The sequence below is a fragment of the Akkermansia muciniphila genome, assembly GCF_018709685.1.
Classification (GTDB): domain Bacteria; phylum Verrucomicrobiota; class Verrucomicrobiia; order Verrucomicrobiales; family Akkermansiaceae; genus Akkermansia; species Akkermansia muciniphila_E.
The window spans coordinates 94767-118919 of sequence record NZ_JABDHQ010000007.1 but is presented as its reverse complement, the minus strand read 5'-3'; the positions used below and the strand labels follow the sequence as shown (position 1 = coordinate 118919).

17 protein-coding genes are annotated in these 24153 nt (G+C 60.3%); 13 read left to right on the top strand and 4 right to left on the bottom strand.

Annotated features, from left to right (window positions below; translation table 11 throughout):
- Positions 1–75 precede the first annotated feature (75 nt).
- From HHJ06_RS06505 to menD, 10 genes are all read left to right on the top strand, one after another.
- A complete protein-coding gene (locus tag HHJ06_RS06505) occupies positions 76–1077 on the top strand; it encodes an acyltransferase family protein (RefSeq protein WP_286010593.1) in 1002 nt (333 codons plus the stop codon).
- Between the two features lie 547 nt (positions 1078–1624).
- Positions 1625–2002: a hypothetical protein gene (locus HHJ06_RS06500; protein ID WP_215428542.1), complete on the top strand. Its 378-nt coding sequence runs from the start codon at positions 1625–1627 to the stop codon at positions 2000–2002.
- Positions 1999–3165 (top strand): acyltransferase, encoded by a 1167-nt coding sequence (locus HHJ06_RS06495; protein WP_215428541.1) that lies wholly within the window; start codon positions 1999–2001, stop codon positions 3163–3165. Before HHJ06_RS06500 ends, HHJ06_RS06495 begins: the two co-directional genes overlap by 4 nt.
- 147 nt (positions 3166–3312) lie before the next feature.
- Entirely contained in the window at positions 3313–4173 is an 861-nt protein-coding gene (locus HHJ06_RS06490) for a hypothetical protein (protein WP_215428540.1), read from the top strand.
- A 77-nt stretch (positions 4174–4250) separates the two neighbouring features.
- Positions 4251–5399 (top strand): phosphotransferase enzyme family protein, encoded by a 1149-nt coding sequence (locus tag HHJ06_RS06485; RefSeq protein WP_215428539.1) that lies wholly within the window; start codon positions 4251–4253, stop codon positions 5397–5399.
- 72 nt (positions 5400–5471) lie between these two features.
- A complete protein-coding gene (fucU, locus tag HHJ06_RS06480; RefSeq protein ID WP_215428538.1) occupies positions 5472–5891 on the top strand; it encodes an L-fucose mutarotase in 420 nt (139 codons plus the stop codon).
- 23 nt (positions 5892–5914) lie between these two features.
- Positions 5915–7096: a MalY/PatB family protein gene (locus HHJ06_RS06475; protein ID WP_215428537.1), complete on the top strand. Its 1182-nt coding sequence runs from the start codon at positions 5915–5917 to the stop codon at positions 7094–7096.
- 73 nt (positions 7097–7169) lie between these two features.
- Positions 7170–7469 carry a hypothetical protein gene (locus HHJ06_RS06470; protein WP_215428536.1) on the top strand — a complete coding sequence of 100 codons (300 nt, stop codon included), beginning with the start codon at positions 7170–7172 and terminating at the stop codon, positions 7467–7469.
- 181 nt (positions 7470–7650) lie between these two features.
- Entirely contained in the window at positions 7651–9258 is a 1608-nt protein-coding gene (gene metG, locus HHJ06_RS06465) for a methionine--tRNA ligase (RefSeq protein ID WP_215428535.1), read from the top strand.
- Positions 9259–9263: 5 nt separating this feature from the next.
- Positions 9264–10859, top strand: coding sequence for a 2-succinyl-5-enolpyruvyl-6-hydroxy-3-cyclohexene-1-carboxylic-acid synthase (gene menD, locus HHJ06_RS06460; protein WP_215428534.1), 1596 nt, complete (start codon positions 9264–9266; stop codon positions 10857–10859).
- A gap of 405 nt (positions 10860–11264) precedes the next feature.
- On the opposite strand, the gene HHJ06_RS06455 is transcribed toward menD, so the two are convergent.
- Both HHJ06_RS06455 and HHJ06_RS06450 read right to left on the bottom strand, forming a co-directional pair.
- Entirely contained in the window at positions 11265–12356 is a 1092-nt protein-coding gene (locus tag HHJ06_RS06455; RefSeq protein ID WP_215428533.1) for a hypothetical protein, read from the bottom strand.
- Positions 12357–12576: 220 nt separating this feature from the next.
- A complete protein-coding gene (locus HHJ06_RS06450; RefSeq protein WP_215428532.1) occupies positions 12577–13887 on the bottom strand; it encodes a malic enzyme-like NAD(P)-binding protein in 1311 nt (436 codons plus the stop codon).
- A 174-nt stretch (positions 13888–14061) separates the two neighbouring features.
- On the opposite strand from HHJ06_RS06450, the gene HHJ06_RS06445 reads away from it, so the two are divergent.
- Positions 14062–18459: a DUF6288 domain-containing protein gene (locus HHJ06_RS06445; RefSeq protein ID WP_215428531.1), complete on the top strand. Its 4398-nt coding sequence runs from the start codon at positions 14062–14064 to the stop codon at positions 18457–18459.
- A 119-nt stretch (positions 18460–18578) separates the two neighbouring features.
- Here HHJ06_RS06445 and nagZ read toward each other — a convergent pair whose 3' ends face one another.
- Both nagZ and pyrE read right to left on the bottom strand, forming a co-directional pair.
- Entirely contained in the window at positions 18579–19643 is a 1065-nt protein-coding gene (gene nagZ / locus HHJ06_RS06440; protein WP_215428530.1) for a beta-N-acetylhexosaminidase, read from the bottom strand.
- A 14-nt stretch (positions 19644–19657) separates the two neighbouring features.
- A complete protein-coding gene (pyrE, locus tag HHJ06_RS06435; protein ID WP_215428529.1) occupies positions 19658–20227 on the bottom strand; it encodes an orotate phosphoribosyltransferase in 570 nt (189 codons plus the stop codon).
- A 132-nt stretch (positions 20228–20359) separates the two neighbouring features.
- Here pyrE and HHJ06_RS06430 point away from each other — a divergent pair, with 132 nt between their 5' ends.
- Both HHJ06_RS06430 and HHJ06_RS06425 read left to right on the top strand, forming a co-directional pair.
- The gene (locus HHJ06_RS06430; protein ID WP_215428528.1) at positions 20360–21007 is read left to right on the top strand and encodes a L,D-transpeptidase family protein; all 648 of its coding nucleotides are present in this window, start codon (positions 20360–20362) and stop codon (positions 21005–21007) included.
- 215 nt (positions 21008–21222) lie between these two features.
- Positions 21223–24150 (top strand): hypothetical protein, encoded by a 2928-nt coding sequence (locus HHJ06_RS06425; protein ID WP_215428527.1) that lies wholly within the window; start codon positions 21223–21225, stop codon positions 24148–24150.
- The last annotated feature ends 3 nt before the right edge of the window (positions 24151–24153 follow it).

Sequence of the window (24153 nt, the reverse complement as noted above, 5' to 3'; positions counted from 1 at the left end):
GCCACTGAAGACAAGGGGAGTAGCTTTTTCTTTCCCACATTATGCCGTCTCCCGCCGCAGCCAAACTCTCTCTGCATGGAACCATCAAAAAAACGTGTCGTATGGATTGAGGTGTCAAGAGTGCTTGCAGCGCTCCTGATCATGTACATCCACCTGTCCTCCCCCCTGCTCAGGACAACGGGAATCCATCTGTTTTACAACGGCCCAGTTCCCTTTTTCCTGGTACTGGCCGGGTATTTCCTGGCAAGGAACATCACCTGGGGCAAAGCCATGGACCGGGCTTTATGGCTGTTCATCCCGTACATGTTCTGGAACGTGCTCTACCTGCTCTTTCTCTCCCTCCACGGCGGCAGTTCCTTCCAGTTTGCGGACCTGCTCGGCATCCGGGACGTGTTCCTGCCGGGCATGGACCTCTTCCCCTTCGGGAGCGAGCCTCATTGTGTTCCCCCCATCGGCCCCTCCTGGTTCCTGCGGGACATCATCATCCTCACTCTGCTGACGCCGCTACTGGCCCGCATCAAAATACTGCTGCTGCCCGCCCTGCTCCTCTTTTTCTCCTTCTGCAACATGGCTCCCGATCCCCTGGTGACGCTCTCCGTAGGAGCCTGCGCCTTCTACCTGCTGGGCGTCGTGCTCAGCTCCCGCCGGATTGACGACATCCATCTGGTGCTGAACAAAAAATTCGGCATCGTCTTCTGCGTAAGCATCCTCGTTTCCTCCGCAATGATTCTGCTGCACTCCGCCGGAATCCTCTCCCTGTGGACGGAAACGGTCGCGGGCATGCTGCTGGGAGTCATGCTGATTATGTATGCAGGCATCTGGATGGAAAAGCGCCTGCCCGGCGTGGCCGCCAGAATAGCCCTGCTGGCCCCCGCCTGCTTCCTGACATTCATGTTGCACATGCCCATTTACAAATTCCTGCCTTCCTCCATGAAATTCGGCGCGTTCGCCCTGTTCATGCCGCTGCTGGCATTCACGGCCATTGTCCTGTTCTATTTTGCCCTGAAACGCTTTGCCCCGTTCCTGCTCCCGTATCTGGCCCATGTCAAACGGCCGTCAGGAAAATCGGCGGCTTAAAGGGCAAATGCCCATTAAAACCCTCGCCGCAGCTTCCAGCTGTTTCCATGTTCCAGCCTGGAGCTCCTCATTCCTTTCGCAAGAGAAGAATGCGAGCCCGTCCGCACTGCTGCAAGGCACATGCATGAACTAATGTGCGGCACGGCCATTCCCCTCCGGGGAAGCCTTGCTATCCCATGGACCTTTTTCCGGACGCGTTCTCGCCAGGCCTCCGTCCTCCCTGCAAATGCGGCAGGGCAGAATCTGAACGTGCACGGAAACTTTAATTCAAGCAATAAAATTCCGGAGAACAGGAAACGCCCTGACGCGGCAAACAAGGATTGCAAGCCGCAGCAAAAACGCTGCCGACGGTTTTTATTCATTTCTGTTCAACGGATAAAGACCCCAGAAAAGGACGGAAGGCAGATGGCCCGTCCAAAAAAATACCTTCCTTCCCATGAAATAGCCGCGTTCATTGACAGCATCCATCCTTTATTGTGTCCAACAAATACATTCATTGAGCGATTTCCAATCATACTCACCTCAAAATCTTTGATTCATTATCACAATGAGCAAAGTACCCCACATGGACGAACCTCTTGTGGATATTTTGGAGCTGGGACGCTGGATGGCGGAAAACCATGTCAGCCGCTCCGCCCTGGCTTCAGCCATTGGCATGAACAGAAGCGCCATTGACAATTATTTTGTCAGGAAAAAACTCTCCCGCCACGCCCAAATCCTCATCAGGCGTTTCATGGACGGCCAGGAATCCGTGGGCGCCGCCCGTGAGGTTTCCTCCCTCATCACGGTTCCCCTGAGCAACAGGGTGCTCAACCTTGCCATGAAGACCGCCGTCCGTCAAAACCTCACGATGGAGGAATTCCTGGCGCGGGCCGTGGAAGCGGCCGCGAAAAACCCCGCAGACGAGAAGGAAGCAGCCCAATGAACCGCCGCAAAGAAATGCGGGCAGAGGAAGAAAACTCCGCGCCCCTGGTGCTGCCCATGGGGGGCCCCGCCCACTCCAGGAACTACGGCCTTGATTTTCTCAGATGCCTGTCCATGTTCTTTGTGGTTCTTATGCACGTGCTCAAATGGGGGGAGGCGGGCAATCTGGACAACAACACCCTGGGAACTCCCAATTACGCGGTTTCATGGTTTCTTGAACTTAGCGCCTTCTGCGCGGTCAACAGTTTTGCGCTTATTACAGGGTATGTGGGCATCAGGGTGCCGCACCGCATTTCCCGTTTTATCAATTTATGGTTTCAGGTTTTCTTTTACACCGTTGTAATAACCTTTTTATTTAAATGGCTCGTACCGGGAAGCGTAAACCTTAAGGGAATGTTTCAGGCCTTCTTTCCTGTTCTACGCAAGGCCTATTGGTACTTTACGGCTTACGCCGTCCTGTTTTTCCTTATTCCTTTCCTGAATACGCTCATCCGTTCCCTTGGCAGGGAATCCGCCAAATGGCTTTGCCTGCTGATCTTCATTATTTTCTCCCTGCTGTCCACCATCTCCGGAAATGAGGACTGGCTCACCCATGGCGGATACAGCGCCCTCTGGCTGGGCTGCCTGTACGTTGCGGGAGGCTGCATCAGCCATTTCCAGTTATGGGGCGCGTTAAAACGGCCTGTGTTTTATTATTTACTTTGCTGCCTTCTGGCTACGGCGGGCATGCTGGGATGGGATTACCTTCCCTTCCGGCAGGGCATTTCAGAAAAACTCTTTGCCGTTTATACGGCGCCGTTCTGCTGCCTGTGCTCCTTCTTCCTGCTCCAGGCCTGCGCGCGCATGCGGATCACCAGCAGAACGGCCATCCGCCTGATTTCCTTCTTCGCCCCTCTTTCCTTTGCCGTTTACCTCATTCACGACAACCCGCTTGTGGGACGCCATCTGATGACGGGACGGTTTGCCGTGCTGCAGGATTCCCCCTGGTACATCATGGCCGCGGGAGCGCTGGGGGCAAGCCTGGGCATCTACCTGGCATGCAGCATGATCGACTCCGTCCGGAGCGTCTTGTTCCGCCTGCTCCATATCCGGGAACTTTCCGTTAAATTGGAGGCCGTCCTGTCAAAATTGAAGCAATGGATTCTCCGGAGCATTCCATCATAACTTCACGGCGTAAATTTAACTGTAAATTCTTTCAATTTCCTAAAGAATGTCTTGCGGAATTGAACGGCATCATTACTATGGCGGCGAAACATGCAATATACAACTATTACCGCAACCGTGTGCGCGGCGGCTTTCTCTCTCGCCGGTATGGCTTCCGCAGATATTCATGTCCCCCTCCGGGCGCTGAATGCCTCTTATGACGCCTCCCGCCCGTTTTCCGCCATGCTGGCGACGGGCTACGCTACCGAATACGTCAGCCGAGGCCTTTCCTTTGAGTTTTCCGGAACCAACCACACTATCCCCGTGGCGGCCGTCGGCTCCTATGACCTCAATGACAAATACGCCGTGCTTGCCGGGCTGAAATACGAGTGGCTGACCCAGAACAACCTGACCCACAGCCACATCGGCATCTCCGATGAATCTACGGCCCTGCTGGGCGTCACCCGCAAGTTCAGCGAGTATACCATAGCCTCCCTGGGCTACCAGTTCGTCAACGGCGGCCTGCCCGGCCTGATGAACGGCCACCTGGGAGAAACCTCCGGCTTCCCGGCGTTTGACCACGCCCGCGCTGAGGAGCACAGCTTCGTCCTGGACATCCATCACGAGTTCGGCAAGGGGCTTGAAAACTTCTTCTGGGACTGCCGCGTCCAGTACACCTTCCGCTGGATGTCCGGCTGGTGGTTCACCAACACCCTGGGCTACAAATATGACTTTAACCAGGCCGTCTCCCTCATCGTGGCGGGAACGTGGAACGCTACCGCCGGTTATTTTGACCGAACTTCCATTAATGACAACGGAACGCAGGGCATCGGCCTGACCGTGGCCGTTCCCTTTAAAACGGTAGACCGCCTGGTCCTTACCCCGTTCATCAGCACCGTCTGGCTGGGCAACGGCGGCAGGACGGCCAACCACCGCATCTATACCGAACGTTATTCCCTGGGAGCCCCCGTCCAGATCTACCACAACTTCACGTTTGTAGCGGGCCTGGGGGTTACCTACTCCTTCTAAGCCTCCCCTTCATCCATATCCCTGCGGCCTCCGGCGCTTCCAAGCAATGCGCCGGGGGCCTGCTTCTCTTTCCTGCCATGCCCCTGTCCGCCGTTTTCCATACTGATTCCCTCCAGGAGCAGGTTGCCGCCCTGGGCGACGCCTTCGCCATTGCCGGGGAATTCCTCCATTGCGACACCATCAACAGCGGCCATATCAACCTGACCTTCCGGGCCGCCTACCGGAAAATGGACGGCACCACGGACCGCTACATCTTTCAGCGCGTCAATGACGCCGTCTTCCAGTGCCCACGGGACGTGATGCACAACGTGGAGAAGGTGACCAACCACATCCGGTGGAAAATGCTCCGGGTGCTGAAAACGCCCTTCCGCCAGACGCTTAACCTGTATTCCGCCCGCGGAGGCCGCAAGTACCTGGAAATTCCCGGCTCCGGCTTCTGGCGCTGCTACAACTGCATTGAGAGCACCCATACGTTTGACGTGGCGGAACATCCCCGCCAGGCTTATGAAGCGGCCCGCGCCTTTGGCGCGTTCCAGCAGCTCCTGTGCGACATGAATCCGGAAGACATCCATGAGACCATCCCGTTCTTCCACCATACCCGCAGGCGCTTTGACCGCCTGGAAAAAGCGGCTGCCCACGATTCCCGCGGAAGACTGGACTCCTGCCGGAGGGAGCTGGACTTCATCCGCCGCCGGGAACGGTATGTGGATGTCCTGCTGGACCTTCAGGAACGGGGGGAACTCCCCGTCAGAATCGTGCACAACGATACCAAGATCAACAACGTGATGCTGGACAAGGAAACGGACAAGGCCGTCTGCGTCATTGACCTGGACACGGTGATGCCCGGCAGCGTGCTGTACGACTTTGGGGACATGGTGCGCACCATGACCTCTCCCGCGGCGGAGGATGAAGAAGACCTGGACAAAACCTTCCTGCGCATGCCCATGTTTGAAGCCGTAACCAGGGGTTACCTGGACGCTGCCAGAGACTTCATCACGCCGCTGGAAGTTTCCAAACTGGCCTTTTCCGGGGTGCTCATCACGCTGGAAACCGGCATCCGCTTCCTGACGGACTACCTGGAAGGGGACGTTTACTTTAAAACGGAGCGGAACCGCCATAACCTGCACCGGGCGCGCACCCAGCTCAAGCTGGTGGAAAGCATGGAAGAGCAAATGCCGGAAATGGAAGAATGCGTCCGGCGCTGCTTTCACGCGGCCTCCCGCTGACGGAGAACTAATATAACGGACACCTGATTTTGTGATCGTCTCCGAACGCGGGTGTTTGGTATACTCCCGCGCATGTTAAAAAATATTTCTCCCCTCATCAGCCCCTCCCTGCTGAAAATCCTGGCGGAAATGGGGCATGGCGATGAAATCGTCTTTTCAGACGCCCACTTTCCCGGCCACACCTTCAACCCCACGGTGCTGAGGGCGGACGGACTGGAAGCGGACGCCCTGCTGGCCGCCGTCATCCCCCTCTTCGAACTGGACGCATACGCCACCCCCGTCATCATGATGGCCCCGGTTCCGGGAGATTCCCTGGACCCCGCGGTGGAGGACAAATACCGCAAGGCCCTGAACTATGACGGGGACATTGAGCAAATGGAGCGCTACGCCTTTTATGAACGGGCCAAAAAGGCCTATGCCGTGGTCATCACCGGAGAAACCGCCAAATACGGCAATATCATCCTGAAGAAAGGCGTTACCCCCATCTCCTGACACTTGCCTACGCGGACAAATCCATGCAGTACGACTTTGACGAAGTGATCGACCGCCGCGGCACCGGCGCCCTGAAATATGAAGCCCTGCTGCCCCGCTGGGGCCGGGATGACCTGCTCCCCCTGTGGGTGGCGGACATGGACTTTAAAACGCCCCCGTTCATCATGGAGGCCATCCGCCGCCGTTGTGAGCATGAGCTTTTGGGGTACACCGTCAAGCCACGCGCCTTTTTTGAAGCCATCCGGGACTGGGTGGGCCGCCGCCACGGCTGGGAAGTGCGCGCCTCGGAAATAGGCTTCGCGCCGGGCATCGTTCCCGGCATCTCCAGCGCCATCCAGTGCTTCACGGAACCGGGGGACAAGATCATGATCCAGCCGCCCGTGTACCATCCCTTCGCCATGATTATCCGGGAAAATGGCCGGGAAATCGTGAACAACCCCCTTATCCTGGAAGAAGGGCGCTACCGCATGGACTTTGACCACATGCAGGAGGCCGTCCGCGGCTGCCGCATGTTCATCCTGTGCAATCCGCACAACCCCGGAGGCCGCGTGTGGAGCCCGGAGGAACTGCGCCGCGTGGCGGAAATCTGCGCGGAAAGCGGTACGCTGGTCGTCTCTGACGAGATTCACGCGGACCTGGCCCTTCCCGGCCACACGCACACCGTGTTCGCCACCGTCTCCGGACAGGCGCGCATGAACTCCGTCACGTACATGGCGCCCAGCAAGGCCTTCAACGTGCCCGGCCTGGGCAGTTCCTACTTGATTTGCCAGAATCCGGCCCTCTTCGGGAAATACCAGAGCTTTGTCAGCGGCAGGGAGCTGGCGGAAGGCCACGTCTTTGCGTATGAGGGGCTCATCAGCGCTTACTCCGGCCCGGAAGGGGAGGAATGGCTCAAGCAGGCGCTGGACTACATTCAGGAAAACATCCTGTTCATTGACCGGGAACTGCGCCGCCGCATGCCTAAAATCAAGGCCATGCTTCCGGACGCCTCCTACCTGGTTTTCCTGGACTGCCGGGAACTGGGCCTTTCCCAGGAGGAACTGGCGGACTTCTTTGTGGACGGAGCGCGCCTGGCCCTGAATGACGGCTCCATCTTCGGCAAGGAAGGGGAAGGATTCATGCGCCTGAACGCGGGCTGCCCACGCTCCATCCTGGAACAGGCGCTCAACCAGCTGGAAGAGGCCTACCGGGTGCGCGGCTTCTGATCACAGAAGCCCGGGTCCGTCCGGCACGGTTCATTCAGGAAAGGGGGGCTTTCACGCCCCCCTTTGCCCTGTCATGGAGAGAACCTTCAGCAGGCCTGCTCTCCGCACGCCGGAGCGGTGCACTCAAAAAAGAGCTGGAATCCCCCATTTGCAGGAAACGCCTGTAAATGATTGTCTTCAAGAAAAAATGGATTATTATGGCAAGGATATGAATAGAATCGCCTTTTCCATTATTTTCGGTTTCTCCATGGTGACTGCGGCATTGACCATAGACACAACCATCTGGGCAACAAAAACAATTGCGCTTTTATCCATCGCGCTCACCATCATTGCTTTTATTTTCCTCGTGATAGCTTTCCTGAAGAAAGACTAATCCCTTCCCGCATCAAAGAGTCATGGAAAGAAAAGGGCGGCCAGGCGCCTCTTTTCATGCCGTCCCGGGGCCGTCCGGGAAAAAACCTTCGGCATCCGGGCAAACGCCGGCTTCATTCCCCGAACACTGGCAGGGAATGACTTTGCTTGCAAAATAAAAGGAAAGGAGTATCGTTCCCCGCATGTACTATATCACCACGGCCATTGACTACACCAACGGACCGCCCCACATCGGGCACGCCTATGAAAAAGTCCTTGCGGACGTTCTCGCGCGCTGGCACCGGATGAAGGGGGAGGAAGTCTATTTCCTGACCGGGGTGGACCAGCACGGGCAGAAAGTACAGCAAACGGCGGAAAAACTGGGCATTACGCCGCAGGAGCATGTGAACAACATCACGGCCAAATTCCTGGCTCTGTGGGAGCGCCTGGGCATCAGCAATGACGGATGGGCCTCCACCACGGACCCGCGCCACAAGGCCTGCGTGCAGAAAATCCTGACGAACCTGAAAGACAGGGGGCAGCTTTACAAAAAATCCTACAAGGGGTTCTACTCCGTGCGGCAGGAACAATTCCTGACGGACAAGGAACGGGACGCGGAAGGCAACTTTGGCCCGGAATGGGGTGAAGTAGTGGAACTGGAGGAAGAAAACTGGTACTTCCGCCTGACGGACCATGTGGAGTGGATGAAGCGGTTCGTGGAAAAAAGCAGCGATTTCGTTCTTCCGGCCTTCCGCAAGGCGGAAGTGCTCAACGCCATCGATTTTGACTCGGACCTCTGCATTTCCCGCCCCAAGAGCCGCCTTTCCTGGGGGATCGAACTTCCGTTTGACCCGGAATTCGTCACCTACGTGTGGTTTGACGCCCTCATCAACTACGTCTCCTTCGCCGGGTACCTGGCGGAACCGGACAGCGGCCTGCCGGAATTCTCCAAACTCTGGCCCGCGGACTGCGAAGTGATAGGCAAGGACATCCTGGTGCCCGCCCACGGCGTATACTGGCCCGCCATGCTGCACGCCATGGGCTTCTCCGACGAGGAAATGCCCACCCTGCTCGTGCACGGCTGGTGGAACATCAACGGAGAAAAAATGTCCAAGTCCATCGGCAACGTGGTGGACCCCAACCTGCTCGCGGAACAGTTCGGCCCGGAACCCGTGCGCTATTACCTGGTGCGGGACATCACCACCGGAAAGGACGCCAACTTTGACGCGGACCGCCTGGTCATGCTGTACAATACGGAGCTGGCCAACGACCTCGGCAACCTGTGCAACCGTTCCATCAACATGACGCGCCGCTACTGCGAGTCCGTCCTCTCCGGTGAGGAAGGATACGATGACGAGGCCTCCAAGGCCCTGCGCGTCACCATGGACCAGGCCGTTACCCTGTTCTCCAAATTCATGGATGACAACATGGTCTCTGACGCCCTGGCGGCCCTGAACGCCCAGGTTTCCGCCTGCAACGCGTACATTGAACAGCAGCAGCCCTGGCAGCTTGCCAAGGATGAGTCCGCCGCGCCACGCCTCCGCTGCGTGCTGCGCCACCTGCTGGAATGCTGCGCCCAGACAGGCTACCTCATCGGCTGCGTCCTGCCGGACGCTTCCGCCCGCATCCTGGACCAGCTCAACGCCGCAGACCTGTTCCAGGGCCGCACGCCGGATACGCTGGCCTGGGGAATCCTTCCCGCAGGCCACTGCATCAATGACCCGGCCCCCGTCTTCCCGCGTATTCTCTCCGAAGAGGAAAAGGCCAAGCTGGCTGAAAAAGCGGCCAAGGCGGCAAAAAAACAAGGCTGATTCCCGTGAGCACCTCCGCATCCTTCGTCAAATCCCTGCTGGCCCAGTGCTGCCTGGGCGGCATCTGTGAATGGGTGGTCTGCCCCGGCGCGCGCAACATGGCGCTGCTCCAGATGCTGGCCGCCGCGGAGGACCTGGTGAAATGGACTCACTTTGACGAACGGTCCGCCGCCTTCTTCGCGCTGGGCCGCGTTCAGGACATGGGGCTGCCCGTAGCCGTGGTCACCACGTCCGGCACGGCGGCGGCGGAACTCCTTCCCGCCGTGGTGGAGGCGTACTATGAGCGCCGCCCCCTGCTTCTGCTCACCGCGGACCGCCCGGCGGACTACCGCGGCTCCGCGGCTCCGCAGGCCATTGAACAGGCGGACATCTTCGGCGTTTACGCGCCCACGATTGACCTGGAAACGCCGGACAGCCTGCCGGAAGACATTCTGGAAGACTGGGACTACGCCTCTCCCCTGCACATTAACGTCTGCCTGCCGGACCCGGACCCCGCCTGGAACCCCGGCAATTGCGACCTTTACCCGGCGGAACCGCCGGAAGACAGCGAATTCCGGGGCTCCCTGGCGGAACTGGCCCAGGCCCTGCGCTTCAAATCACGCGGCGGGCTGGTGGTCATGCTCGGCGGGCTGGACCCCACGGAACAGGCCCCTGCCCTGTGGCTGGCCAATGAACTGAAAGCCCCTGTGGTGGCGGATGCCACCTCCGGCCTGCGGGAGGAACTGGCGCACCTGGCCCTGACGGATGCGGATGCCCTGCTGCGGGAAAACCCGCCTGCCGTCCTGCTCAGAATAGGGGACGTGCCAGTGGCCCGCTTCTGGCGTGACCTGGAGGACATCCCCTCCACGGAAGTCTTTTCCATCACCCGCACCGGTTTTTCCGGGCTGGTCCGGCCCTCCGCCGTCGTCACCGGAGACCTGGAAGCCATTCTGCACGCGCTGGGTGATGTGGACAGCGTGGGGGACGTCAACGGCCTGCGCGCCATGAACAAGCGGAAAAAAGCCCTGATGGAGGAACTGCTCATCACCTGCCCGGACAGCGAGCAGGCCATGGTGCGCGCCTTCTCCTGCTTTGCCGCGGACGGCGACTGCATTTACCTGGGCAACTCCATGCCCGTGCGGTACTGGAACAGCTTTGCCCAGACGGCCATTCCCACGGAAAACGTCCGCGCCAACCGGGGAGCCAACGGCATCGACGGGCAAATCGCCTCCTTTCTGGGGGTCTCCGCCCGGTGTTCCCGCTCCTGGGGGCTTGTGGGAGACCTGACCGCCATGTATGACTCCAACGCGCTGGCCCTCCTCCCCCAACTGGACAAGGGAACCCGCGTGCTCGGCGTCATCAACAACGGCGGGGGCGGCATCTTCCGCTCCCTGCCCGGAGCGGCCAGCCATCCGGAAGCCATGCGCAACCTGCTTGTGCAGCCCCACGCCCATTCCTTCAAGGCCATTGCGGAACAATGGGGCATGCGTTACCTGGTGGTCCGCACGGCGGAGGACTTCGACCAGCTTGACTCCCTGGCTGAAAACAGCCAGACGCTTGTGGAACTCATCCCGGACCGGGAACAGACGGAACACGTCAGGAACGCGCTGGCGGGAAATTGAAGATGCGGCAGTTTGCCGCGCGTGCTTCCAATGCCTCCGCCACGCTCCGGATAGAATTCAGTACGAAGGAAGGGAAACCGAACGTGCCCGGCCGAAATGCGGAGCGTGCAGCCCGCAGGAGAGCTAATCTGGAAAATGAACGAATCAAACCTCCGCTCCCGGCTGGCCGTGATCTGTCCAAACCGCAGGAATATGCCCGTTCATCTGCGTCCCTTGATGGCCGCGCTGCTGGGAACAAGGGCCTCCTAGCCCTTGTAAACTATGGGCAACAAACGAATCAAGAAATCCCTCCCCGCGCCGGACGACAGGAAAAGATATCTTTCCCGGCCAGGCAGCCACAGGGCGCCCCCAAGCGGAAGCGTTGGTGCGGACGGCGTTTCCACAGTCCCCCTTCTCTTCCCTTCATCACCCCAGCATGGCCACCCCACGGCCGGGAACTTTTTCCGCAGCCTTTTCCGCATACGGGGCAAAGCGGTACAGGAGTTTAAGCATCCGCCGCTCTTCCTTGTTCCGCGCCTTTTTCTCCCTTGCCGCCACGGCGGCGGCATCCATGCGCGGCTGGAAAAACCAGGATTGCTTTCTGTCCAGCACTCCATCCCGGTAGACCAGCATGGCCGTACCGTGGCCGGAAGCGTCATAAAACAGGCACCGGAATTCCTTCTTCTTCACATCCTCATTAACTTGCAGGGAGGGATGCAGGCCGCCCTTCTCCGGAAAGTACATGATGGAGACGTAAATGGCTTTCCCCTTTCCCTGCGACGACAGGGCGGCAACATCATGCCGGCCCAGTTCCCCATGGACCGGAAGCTCTTTGTCCGGCAGAGGAATCTCTTCTATTCTCCACCAGAGAAGGCGCCCGTCTTTCATGTCCCAGGTATGGCGGGTATATGACCGGAGGCCGGAGAGGGCCCAGGATTCATCCCTGCACGCAAACAGCCCCTCAGGCTTGTGGGAAAAGGTCCACTCATTGAAGTTCCGTCCGTCCGGAAAAGAGACATCGCAAATTTCCCCCATATTTTTACCTTTAGGGTCAAAGCAATAGGACGTCCGGTACAGGGCCTTGGCCCTCCCCGCCTTCCACGCGCCGTATCCCACCCTGACCACCGTGGAAGAACGGTGGTCCACCGTCACCCGGCACAATCCCGGAAAGAACGGCTCCGGAATGCCCGCCTCATCAAAAAAAATGAAGGTCAGGGCGCCGTCCAGGTGAACCTGCATCGCCTTCCAGCCTTCCTCCTCCTTCCAGGCGGCATCGGGCACCAGGCCCAGGCCGTCCTTCTCCGTTTTCAGGACACATGGGTCATTGGCCAGCCGCCCCGCCGCCAGATAACGGTCACATTCCTCCAACGTCCGGGGAACGGCCTCTTCCCACTGTTCCGCCAGCATTTTCTCCATCGGCAGGCATTCCGAAGCGGGGAGCACGGGAACAGGCTCCGCCGGAGCAGTGGAAACAGCCCACGCGGATGATGTACAGACGGCCAAAACCGCACTCAGCAAGGCAGCACCATGAACAGACATGTCTGCCCACTTCATACGGCAGGAAGCCCCGGGCCGCAATCCTCTTTTCCGGTTCGCGGCATATTTAGAGTGTTTCCTGTCATTCAAGTGCCCCGCCCGGCATGAAAAACCGGGCGGAACATGACGTTCCCCCGGTTCCGTGCAGCTGCCGGATACATCAACCGGCGGCATGTAACTTCCGGCCTTCCGCCGGAAACGGTTAAAGGTAGCTGCGCACCACGCCGGAGACGCGCTCCCGGGCGGCGGCAATGCGCTTGCGCAGTTCAAGCGTGTAGGCCTCCATGTCCCGGATGGGGGACTGGGCCACGCCGGAAATCATGGCCGCCTGGGCCACTGCCGGGCACTCCCATTCAATGATGCGGGGATCAATGGGCTTGGGAATCACGTAGTCAATGCCAAAGCTGAGGGGCGTGCCCCCGTAGAGGTCCACCACCTCCTGCGGAACGGGCTCCTTCGCCAGATCAGCCAGCGCGCGCGCGGCGGCAATCTTCATCTGTTCATTGATGACGGTGGCGTGCACGTCCAGGGCGGCGCGGAAGATGAAGGGGAAGCAGGAGACGTTGTTCACCTGGTTGGGCCAGTCGGAACGGCCGGACCCCATGATGCAGTCCGGACGGGCCTTCTTGGCGTCCTGATACGTGATTTCCGGGTCCGGGTTCGCGCAGGCGAAGATGATGGGTGAAGGAGCCATGAGCTTCACCATGTCCTGCGTGAGCAGCCCCTTGGTGGAAAGCCCCAGGAACACGTCCGCCCCGGTCAGGGCTTCATCCAGAGAGCAGTCCTCCGACTGGGAGAACTGGGCCTTGGTGGCGTGCAGGTCAATGCGCCCCGTATGAATCAACCCCTTGGAGTCAAACATGTAAATATGTTCACGGCGAACGCCCAGCGTCATGTAGAACCGGGCGCAGGAGATGCCGGCAGCCCCGGCGCCGACCACCACCACCTTCATGTCTTCCAGCTTGCGGCCCGTCAATTCCGCGGCGTTCAGGAGGGCCGCTCCGGAGATCACCGCCGTGCCGTGCTGGTCGTCATGGAATACGGGGATGTTCATTTCTTCCCGCAGGCGGTCCTCCACCATGAAGCATTCCGGGGCCTTGATGTCTTCCAGGTTAATGGCGCCGAAGGTGGGCTCCATCGTCTTGATGACCTCGATCAGCTTTTCCGGTTCCTTCACGTTCAGTTCAATGTCAAAAACGTCAATATCCGCGAACACCTTGAACAGGACCCCCTTGCCTTCCATCACCGGCTTGGCTGCGTCCGGACCGATGTTGCCCAGGCCCAGCACGGCGGTGCCGTTGGTCACCACGCCCACCAAGTTGGAGCGGCCCGTGTACAGAGCGCTCTGGGAAGGGTCCTCCTGAATGCGGAGGCAGGGTTCGGCCACGCCCGGGGAATAGGCAAGCGTCAAATCCCGCTGCGAAAAGCAGGGCTTGCAGGGCAGCGTTTCCACCTTGCCGGGGCGGGGCTGGGAATGGTACTGCAAGGCATCTAATCTGATATCGGAACTCATGATCGTAATGGAAAAACGGAAAATCGAGCCTTGCTTGCACCACATAATCACCATGGTTTCAAGCAAATAATCATTTAATCGCGTCACACGCCGGGACTGAAAAACGGCTTTTTACATTGAAAGAGGCTTCCGGATGTGGTAGTAAATAGCCGGATTATCAATTGCCTCGTGACCATGGAAACCACTCCCCCCCTGCCTTCCGGATTTAACATCAACGGCTATCTTATTCAGTCCCTGAAGCAGACGGATTCCCTCTGCCACGTTTACTACGCATCGGACGCCGGCCACGTTCAGTACCTGGTCCGCGAGTTCTGCCCTCAGGGCCTCGCCGTGCGCGACCCGGAAAGCGGAAAACTGCGCTATCCGGAAACCACGGACATTGAACGGGAAGTCCTCCCGCTGAAAAACGATTTTGAAGCCCAGTTCCGCACCGGCTCCCTGGGGGAAATCCCCGCCCTGGGCACCCTGTACCTGGTTTATGCCCTGCCCGGCGTCCATCCTGCCGCGGAGCAGCCCGCGGCCCCGGCTTCACCGGTGGAACCCCTCCAGCGCGACCAGAGAGCCCTGGCTACTCCCGGACCGGCGGCAGCTCCGGCACACTCCATCCCCCTTTCCCAGCCCCGGAAAAAGAAAAGCTCCGCCGGGCTATGGATCCTCCTCCTGATTCTTCTGGGAGCCGCCTACGGCCTTTACCATTACACACAGACCCCGGCAGAAGAGCCTGCCGCTGCGCAGGAGGCCGCCAAGCCACAGCACAGGAAGGAAAAGAAGGAAGCCCCCAAGGCGGAAAAGAAAGCTGCCCAGCCCGCCGTGGAGGCGGAAGACCCCTTTGAACAGGAAACCGCCGCCGCGGAAAACGGCGCACCCGCTGTAGAAGAACAGCCGGAAGAAACCCCGTCCGCGGATGCCCCTGCGGAGGAGACCGGGGACGATTCCGCCGTTTCAGCCGAAGAACCTGCTCCGGAACCTGAAGAGGCCGCGGAAGATACCAAAACGCCCGCGGCGGAAGAACAACCGGCCCCCGCCGTTCCCGCCAAGCAAAAGGAAACTCCCTCCGCCGCCCCGGCGGCACACGCCGCCGCCAAACCTGCTCCCGCTGCACGGCCCCGCGGAAAAGCCGTCAAGCAGACCACCAACATGGGGGACGTGAACGCCTACGTGAAGAAATTCGCCAAGGCCATGACCCTCAACCAATGGAGAAAGCAGTACGCCAACATGTACACCAGTTGGTTCGGCGGCAATGAAGAAGTAGCCAAAGGCTGGATCACCACCTTCGGCCCGCTGGGCTTCCGCGCCCGCGGACTGGACTCCTCCTGGCCGGACGCCAATTTCCGGAGCTTCGTCCCCAAGTCCCTTCAGGACCCCAACGGAGAACCGGTAGCCAACATGTACGTGGTCACCCAGGTGATTGAGGGCTCTCCCGCAGAAAAATACGTGAAGGAAGGTGACGTGATCCTGGGGATTGACGGCCAGCCCTTCAAGACGTCCCTCAGCCTGGACGTTCCCTACGGCCCCTACCAGCACCAGGACAGGCGCGGCCTGGACATGCACGCGGGCCTTCTGGTGGACAAGGCGGAAGGCGCCGGGAAAATCACCCTCAATGTCATCCCCGCGGAAAACGTGGAAAAAATCCAGGGCATCCCCCCGCTCTGGAAGGAAGTCTTCCGGGAGGAACGGGCCAGAAAGCCCATTGCTCTCTCCATTCCGGTAAAGGGCGGCCAGCAGCTCCGCCTCCATGTGGATGACGGAGGCAACGGCATCGGCAGTGACGGCTTTGAATGGTCGGACCTGAGGCTGGAAGGCTCCGGAGCGCCCATTCCGCTGACCAAACTCAAGCCGCTGCAATACAGCGTGGGCTACGGGGCGGCCAAGTACGACGCCGAACGCAAGGTGTGGCTGGCCCATGCCGTCTCTTCCCTGGTCTTTGACATCCCCAAGGGGGACTGGAAGCTGAAAGGCACCGGAACGCCCGGCGGCGCGGCTTCCGTAGGTGTCACGGTGCAGGTGGGCGGCTCCTCCTCCCTGCCGGATGAAGTGAAAAAATACGTGAAGAACGTCACGTTCAAGATTCCCCAGCTGGGCACGTACGCGCCCGGTTTCCCCAAAAACTGCGCCAAAAGCAAGGCCGTGGTCCACATGATGAGCGAATGGCTGGCCGCCCAGCAGCGGGAGGACGGCTCCTGGGAGCGCCCGGGCGGCTATTGCGGCAACCATTATGATACGGGCTGGGCCGGACTGGCCCTGATGGCCACGGGCAACCCCAAGTATGACCCCGTCATCAAAAAAGCCGCGCAGTACATCGCCTTCTCCGGTTCCCAGTGCTGGTGGGCCGTCCCCCAGGCCTCCGCGGGCATCTTCCTGTGCGAATACTGGCTGCGCTACCGGGACAACTCCGTGCTTCCGGCCATCCGCAACGGCGTGCAGCGCATGAAGAATGAAGTCCTCTACGGCGACTTCGTCACCGGGCACGGCATCCACCCCGGCTACGCGGGCACGGGCGTCAGCATCGGCGGCTCCCACATGTGCCTGTTCCTGGCGCTGGCCAGCAAGACCCCGGCGCGCACGGAAGACGACGTGCTGGACAAGATGATGGACCACGCCCAGTCCATCTGCCCCACCGGCATGGGACCGTACGGCCGCATGACGGAAGCCTTCACCTTTGAACCCAACCGCGAATGCGGAGGCACCTACTCCGGCCGCCACGGTCCGTATTACATTGCCTCCCTCATCTGCGGAGGACCGGAACTGTACACCAAAAACAGCCGCATCATGTACGGGGAAGGCCCCATCGGCGGGTGCGACCAAGGCCACTCTTCCGAGACTCTCTCCATTATGTGGGCCCTTCCCGCCTACTGGCGCACCAGCCCGGAAGCGTACTACAAGAACATGGAGGCCTTCCGCTGGAAGCTGACGCTTCTGCGCCCGTTTGACGGCGGCATGATGCAAAACCCCAACCGCCTGGAACTGATGACGGCGGACCCCGTCATAGGCACCTACATCCGCACCAGCGTCTGGATCACGGCGCTGTGCGCGGAACGCCAGAACCTGGCGATCACGGGCAAGCCGGAATTCCAGGCAAAATCCTTCCGGAAGGTCCCCCCCATTATTGACACGGAATCCCGCTTCCTGAATACCTACGTCCGCAACTGGTCCATGGTGAACGCGGCGCTGGGCGCCAAGGCGCCCGGTTCCCTGAAATCCGCCATCCGGGAACTGAAAAACGTTCCGGTGGAACAGGGCTGCCGCTTCAAGCTCATGAGCATCGTCAACTCCCGGGCCCTCCCTATCGCCAAGGCCATCATGGGCATCCCCGGCCTGGACCAGCTCACCAAGGCCACCTGTGCGGAAATGATCCTGGGCATGGACGTGCGCATCTTCTTTGAACCCAAGCGGAAGGATGACAAGCCCCAGCCGGGGGAATACTCCCTGAACGTGGATGTCCAGCAGCCGCTGGGAGGCCGCGCGCTGGGGCTCCAGCGTGACAAGGAGCTGGAGGGCAAGGCCAATTCCGCCTACAAGTACGACTTTGCCGGCACGGTGCAGTTCAGCGATACCGCCACCTTCTCCCCCATGGAGACCATCTCCTGGACACCTGATTCCAAATTCGGCGGCCAGTGGAACGTATACTCCTACAAGAAGGAACTCAGCGGCCCCACCCAGCCGGGCGTGCAGAAAATGAGCGCCAAAGTTAAATGGCGCGTGAATGACCTGGACGTGGAATATGACCGCCCCATCGCCGTGGGCGGCTTTGAAGTGGGCTGCGGTGAAAAAGCCCAACCGGTCACCAACTGCAACCACCTGTGGGTGCCGGGCATCCTGATCCGCGACCACGGCAACTGGGGGTGCTCCTTCCACCTGCCGGACGGCACGTACATCTCCGCCGCCTCCCAGGGCAACCAGATTGAGGTGTATGATGAAACGGACAAGAAGAAGGAAAAAACGTGGGTTTCCCCGAACGACTCCTGCCTGACGCAGGGTTCCCGCTGCCTGTTCCGCGTTTCCACGGACTGGCACGGCCTGGAGTGCCGCGTGCGCGAACTCAAGCTACTGGGGAGCGCCACGGAGGAAGTCACTGACTACAAGCTGAAAGCCTCCACCGGAGGCCATGTGGACACCGCCAAATTGCTGGACCGGGACGCCACCACCATTGAGGAACTGGACGCCTCCCCCACGGAGGACGATCCCCTGGTGCTGGAACTCACCCTGAAATCCCCCGCCTCCCTGCGTGCTGTGGACATCAAGATTGAAAAGGGCTACAACCGCCTTGTCATTGAAGCCAACAAGGGCGGCAAGTGGATTCCCATCCACTGGGGCTCCCTGGGAGCCGCTACCGCCGGCGTCAGCGATGCGCAGAAAGCCATGTACGCCAATGAGCCGGAAGTGCTGCGCATGCTCCAGCTTCCGGGCAATGGATTCATCAAGTGCATGAGGACGTTTGAACCCATTACCACCAACAGGCTGCGCGTCAAACTCTTCCAGAAAGGCGGCAAAGTCCGCCTGGCGGAACTGCACGTGTACAAGGCGGACACCGCCAAACCCGCCGTTTCCAAGCAAATGGCCGCGGCCAACTGAAGCAGCATCCCCTTCCCCTCCAGGCGCCGCCGCACCCATGGTGAGGCGGCGCCTTTTCATGGAGGCCCGGGGAATACCGCATGCCATACGGAACTCCTGGCACGTTTTTTTCCGGGATATCAGTACTTCTGCACGGGGGAGGAAGGCAAACCGTTCTCCGCGCCGTCATCCGCCAGCCGGCACAGGGCCTCCGCACGGCGCAGGCAGGAATCCCACGGGGAGGCCTTTTCCGGGAATGGGAAGCACAGGGAATCGCTCAGCTTCTCCACCCGTTTGGAGGAATCCTCCCGGTCATAGGCATTCATGTCCTCCAGGCGGGCAGCCAGGCTGTCCAGCCACGGGAGGGGTTCATGGCAGATCAGGGGGAGGTCGCACCCGGCCTTGAGGGAAAGCAGGGCCGCTTCATCCGGAGCGTACTGCGCCGCAATGGCTCCCATGCACAGGTCATCCGTAAACACCAGGCCCCTGAAGCCCAGCCGGTCCCTCAGAAGCCCCCTGATCACCCGTTCGGAAAGGGTGGCCGGGTAATCCGGATCAATCTGCGGCAGCATGATATGGGCGGACATGATGGCGGGCAGCTCCGGACACAGCGCCAGGAAAGGCAGCAGATCCGTCTCAAACAACTCCCGTTCATTCAGGTCAACCACGGGAAGACTGAAATGGGGGTCCGCCTGGGCGCGTCCCATGCCGGGAAAATGCTTGCCGCAGCTCTCCACGCCGCCCCGGCGCAGATTGGCGGAATAAACGCCTCCGCGTGAAATCACGTCCTGGGCATTGTCTCCCCAGCAGCGGCCCGGCAGCGCGTTGGAGGCGGCAGGATCATGGCAGATGTCCAGCACCGGGGCAAAGTTCAGATTCACCCCCAGGCAGCGGAGCGCCAGGGCCGTCACGGCGCCCAGCTCCACAATGCCGTTAAAACCGCTCCGCCGCGCCAAGGACGCCGGGGAAGGAAGGTTCAGGCCCAGGGCTGCGGTGCGCACCACACGGCCGCCCTCCTGGTCCATGGCAATGACGGGATGGTGGCGGCAAAGCTTCCGCAGCGTTTCCGTCAGCTTCCGCACCTGCTCCACGGAAGCCACGTTCCGGGAAAACAGGATGAAGCCGGCCGGCTGCAAACGCAGGATGGCCGCCTCCTCTTCCGCGCCCACTTCATGGCCGCTAATGCCGATCAGGGCGGGGAGCATGAACGGAAAAAAGATTACTTGCCCAGAAGGGATGTCCGGGTATACAGGGTATGCACGGGAATGCCGCGTTCCTCAATCGCCTGGCGGCCGCCTTCCTCACGGTCCAGCAGCACCAGGGCGGCGGCAACCGTGCCCCCTTCCGCCTCAATGGCGTCAATCGCCTTCAGGGTGGAACCGCCCGTGGTAATAACGTCGTCCACGACGATGACGGTATCCCCCGCCTGGAAATTGCCCTCAATGCGCCGGCCGCGGCCATGGTCCTTCGGCTCCTTGCGCACGGTGAACACCTGGAGCTTCTTTCCAGCCCCCTCCAGGGCGCTCGTCATGCCGACGGCCAGGGAGATGGGGTCGGCCCCCATGGTCATGCCGCCGATGGCCGCGACCTCCGGAAAACGGGGAAGAATCTCCTCCTGAACCAGCTTCCACCCCAGCGCGCCCACCAGCGTGGCCCCCACGGGGTCCAGGGCGGTCATGCGGCAGTCCACATACAGGTCGGAAACCTTGCCGGAAGCCAGCGTGAAAGTTCCCGTGCGCACGGATTTTTCCAGAAGAATGCTTTTCAGAAGATCGTATTGTTCGCTCATGAAGATAGGGATGGATGAAATGGCTCCGCCGTGTATAACAGATGCCCCCGGAATAAGCAACGGATAACAGCATGCAAATCTTGACAAAAAGGCGGAGAGGCTCCATAACCTGCCTGTCATTCCCCCGTTCCCATGAAATCCGGCATACTGGCATTAGCTTCTATCAGTTCCATTCTCGTTTCCTGCAATCCGTACGGACGACCCCCGCTCTTTGATAAAATAGCCGGGAAAATCCAGGGCGCGTCCGGACAGGACAGCTACCTGTCCGGCGTGGGAACCACCTCCGGGGTCAACACGGAGCTTCCGCCGGAAGCCCGCCTGGGCCAGGGATACTGGGACCTGCCGGCGGGCACCCAGGGGGAAAAGCATATCATCATTGACCTCAAGCAGCAGAAAGTCTTCTACTACGTAGGCGCCACGCTGGTGGGCGTATCCCCCATGTCCTCCGGCAAGGAAGGCTACGGTACCCCCATGGGCACCTACAAGATCATCCAGAAGGACGCCAACTACAAATCCGGCACTTACGGCGTCCTGCGCAGCCGGGCCACCGGAGCCGTGGTGAACGGGGACTATAACGCCCGGTCCAGCGGCGCGCCCGCGGGAACGTACTTTGACCCCGCCCCCATGCCCTACTGGATGCGGATTACGGGCGGCTACGGCATGCACGTGGGCTTCGTCACCGGGTACCCGGTCAGCCACGGCTGCGTGCGCCTGCCGGCGGACATGGCCAAGACATTCTTTGAACACACCCCCCTGGGCACCAAGGTCACCATCCGGTAGTCCCTTCCTGCGGCTCCTTCCGCCGCAAGGGTGAAAAAGGCCCCTGCCTGCTTCTGCAACACGGAGCGTTCCCCTTTCCTGCCCCCGGTGCGCCGTGCCGCACCGGGGGCATTCTGTTTCATCCCTCCGGTTTATGGCACAGCTTCCGCGCTCCGGAATTGACAATCGGTTCCGGAACTTTTTAAATGCATGAGTCTTTGATCTTTTGATTCGTCATGACAGTCCCTCAAACCCCAGCCCTCCCGCCCCACTTCAACATAGGCGGCTATAGAATCACGGCGCTTCTGGAAAGCGGTCCGGAATACAACCTGTACCAGGCCCTTTCCCCGGAAGGCCAGGCCGTGCTGGTGCGTGAATTCTGCCCCCAGGGCCTCGTCACCCGTGACTTGGCCAGCGGGGAACTTTCCCCCATTCCGGGAAATGAAGCTCAATTCTCCCAGGCGCAGGAAGCCTTTGAAGCCCAGTACTCCGTCAATGCGGAAGGCAAGATGAGGGGCTTCGGCACCGTACTTTTCCTTTACCCGCTGGCACAGCCGCAGGTTCAGTCTGCGGCACAGCCCCAACCGGCCGTAGCGCACGCCCAGGCCCTGCGCCCGGCCAAAAAGCCGCAGCAGCCCCAGCTCCGGAAGCCCGTGGCCGGCCCGATCGCACCCGGCGCGCCGCTGCCCAAGGTAAAACGTTCCGGCGGCTTCCCCGTCATCACGGTCATCGTCACGGGAATGCTCGCCCTCTTCGGCTTCCTGGGCTACCAGATACTCAAGGACAAAAAGGAACCCGTCGCCAAAACCGTCGCTCCTCCGGTAGTGGCTCCTCCCAAGCCCAAACCCAAGCCCGTTGCGCCCAAGCCGGAACCCGTGGTGGTTGCCCCGGAACCGGAACCCATCGTCGTGGCGCCTGAGCCGGAACCTGAGCCTGAGCCGGAACCGGTCGCCCCCGATCTTTCCCCCTCCCCGCAAGTCATCGCCATGGAAAAGGCGCTGCGGGAGGAAGCCATGGCCTCCAAGGGCAAATTCTCTGAAAAGCTTCTGGCTAAATATCCCCTTTATGCGGAAGCCTACGTGCGCGACTACGTGAAAAAGCGCGGCGGCACCTTCTCCCCGGACTTTGAAAAATGGCTGAAAAACACGAAAAACAACCGTGAAGTCTTCGCCATGTTCTTCCCGCCGGACCCCAGCGTCGCCACCAACGTGGCCTTCATGATTGACGAACTGGGCCTGGAAACAACGGAAAAATACAACCAGCTCGTGCTGGCCTTTGCGGTGGGGCGCCGTGAATTCGGCATGGGCGCGTTTGACCTTACCCAGCAGGGCCGCTACATTGACGCCCTGGGCAAACTGAACGGCCTGAGGTCCTCCGGCGCCATGCCTCCGCCTGCGGACCTGTACTGCGCCGGAAAGCCTCCCGTGAACTGGTACGGGAATGCTCCGCGCACGGTGGATGAAGAATGCTACAAGAAGGTGGAAGCCTACCTGGACCGCAAGAAAATCACGCCCAAACAGGCCTGGATCAACAAATACCCCACCGTCTCGGAAATCGGGGACACCGCCATCACGGAAGGCAACCTGGCCGGCTTCCTGCATGAATACCTGTACCGCCACGGCCAGCTGAGACGCAAGAGGGACCCGTTCCCCACCCCGGTGGAATTCTTCACCTACCTGGTGGACAAATATGAAAACTGCAGCAAGCTGCGGGACGTGGACCACAAGCGCGTGGAATGGACCGGCGTCTCCCTGGAAGGGACGCCCTGGCCGGCCATGATGGCCCTTTCCGAAACGCGCCCCCTGCGGGAATGCGACAGCGTATGGGAACGCTACATGGGCCAGCGCGGCCCTACGCGCCTGTGGCTGTACGGCCCCTACCGCATGGATGACGACAAGGAGCCGCCCATCCTCTTCAGCTTTGACCCGGACCCGGAATGGTCCCGCGAGTCTAATGAACGCAAGCTCCATGAAGGCGGCGTATGCGGCACCATGTCCCTCATCTCCCGCAACTCCCAGATTGCCCGCGGCATTCCCGCCGCTCCGGCCGGGCAGCCCGGCCACGGCAACCTGATGACCACCAACTTCAACGGCAACGGCTGCTGGCTGAGCGTAGGCCAGAGCGTGGACACGCTGAAAGCCACCACGGGATTCTGGTACTTCCGGGACTCCAAGGCGCCGCGCACCGGCAACGCGGAATACCAGTCCGGACTGGCCCTGTCCATGAACATCGACTACGAGAAATTCATCGACAGCCGCTTTGCCATGAACATCTACAAGCTGGCGGGCGCGGGCTCCTCCACGGAAGAAGCGGAAGACGCTTCCGCCGCCCTCCCCGGGGAATTCACCCAGACCGCCATGAGAACCGTTCTCAAGGCCAACCCGTTCTATACGGAAGCCTGGTACACCCTCTTCAAGCAGTCACCCCAAGACCTCATGGGGGCCACCAAGATGGTGGATGAAGTACGGGAAGCCCTCCCGGACGGCATGGGCATCAGAAAACTCTGGAAAACGCGCAAATACGTTTCCTCCGTAGGCCGCGGGGACAAGAACGGCAAGGAAATGCTGGCCAACCACGCCAAGGAATACGTCAACGTGCTTTGCTCCGTGATTCTGGAAAACGCCCTGAAGCAGGAACATGACTACAAGACCTTCCAGTGGGCGGACCTCATGTCCTGGCTCAAGTCCGAGTCCAAGCGCAACTCCTACCCGGAGCCGCAGGCCGCCTACCAGATAGCCTATGCCAAGGCCCAGGGCACGGACAGGCTCAAGAGGACCGTGGACAGGGGGTTCAAGAAAGCCGTCAACTTCTACCGGGATGAAAACAACGCCCTGAACGCGCCCAAGGACGTGGACCAGGAGGAAATGTCCTTCTCCCTGGACGCCCTGTGCCTGGCCCTGCCCAAGGACGAACTGCTGCCCTGGATGAAAAACATGGTGGACACCTGCCCGGACGGTTTCAGGTACAAGCCCAAGAACAAGAAGGAAACGAAGATCCACCCCTTCTACAGCGCCCTGACGAAGAACTACATGTCCCTGGCTGACGGCACGGAAAAATCCCGCGTCAAGAAGGAGATGAAAGACTCTTCCGACAGGATTCTGGAACTCTCCCAGAAAAAGAAGGGAGAGGGGGAAGAAAACTCCGGACGCCGCCGGAGACACTGATCC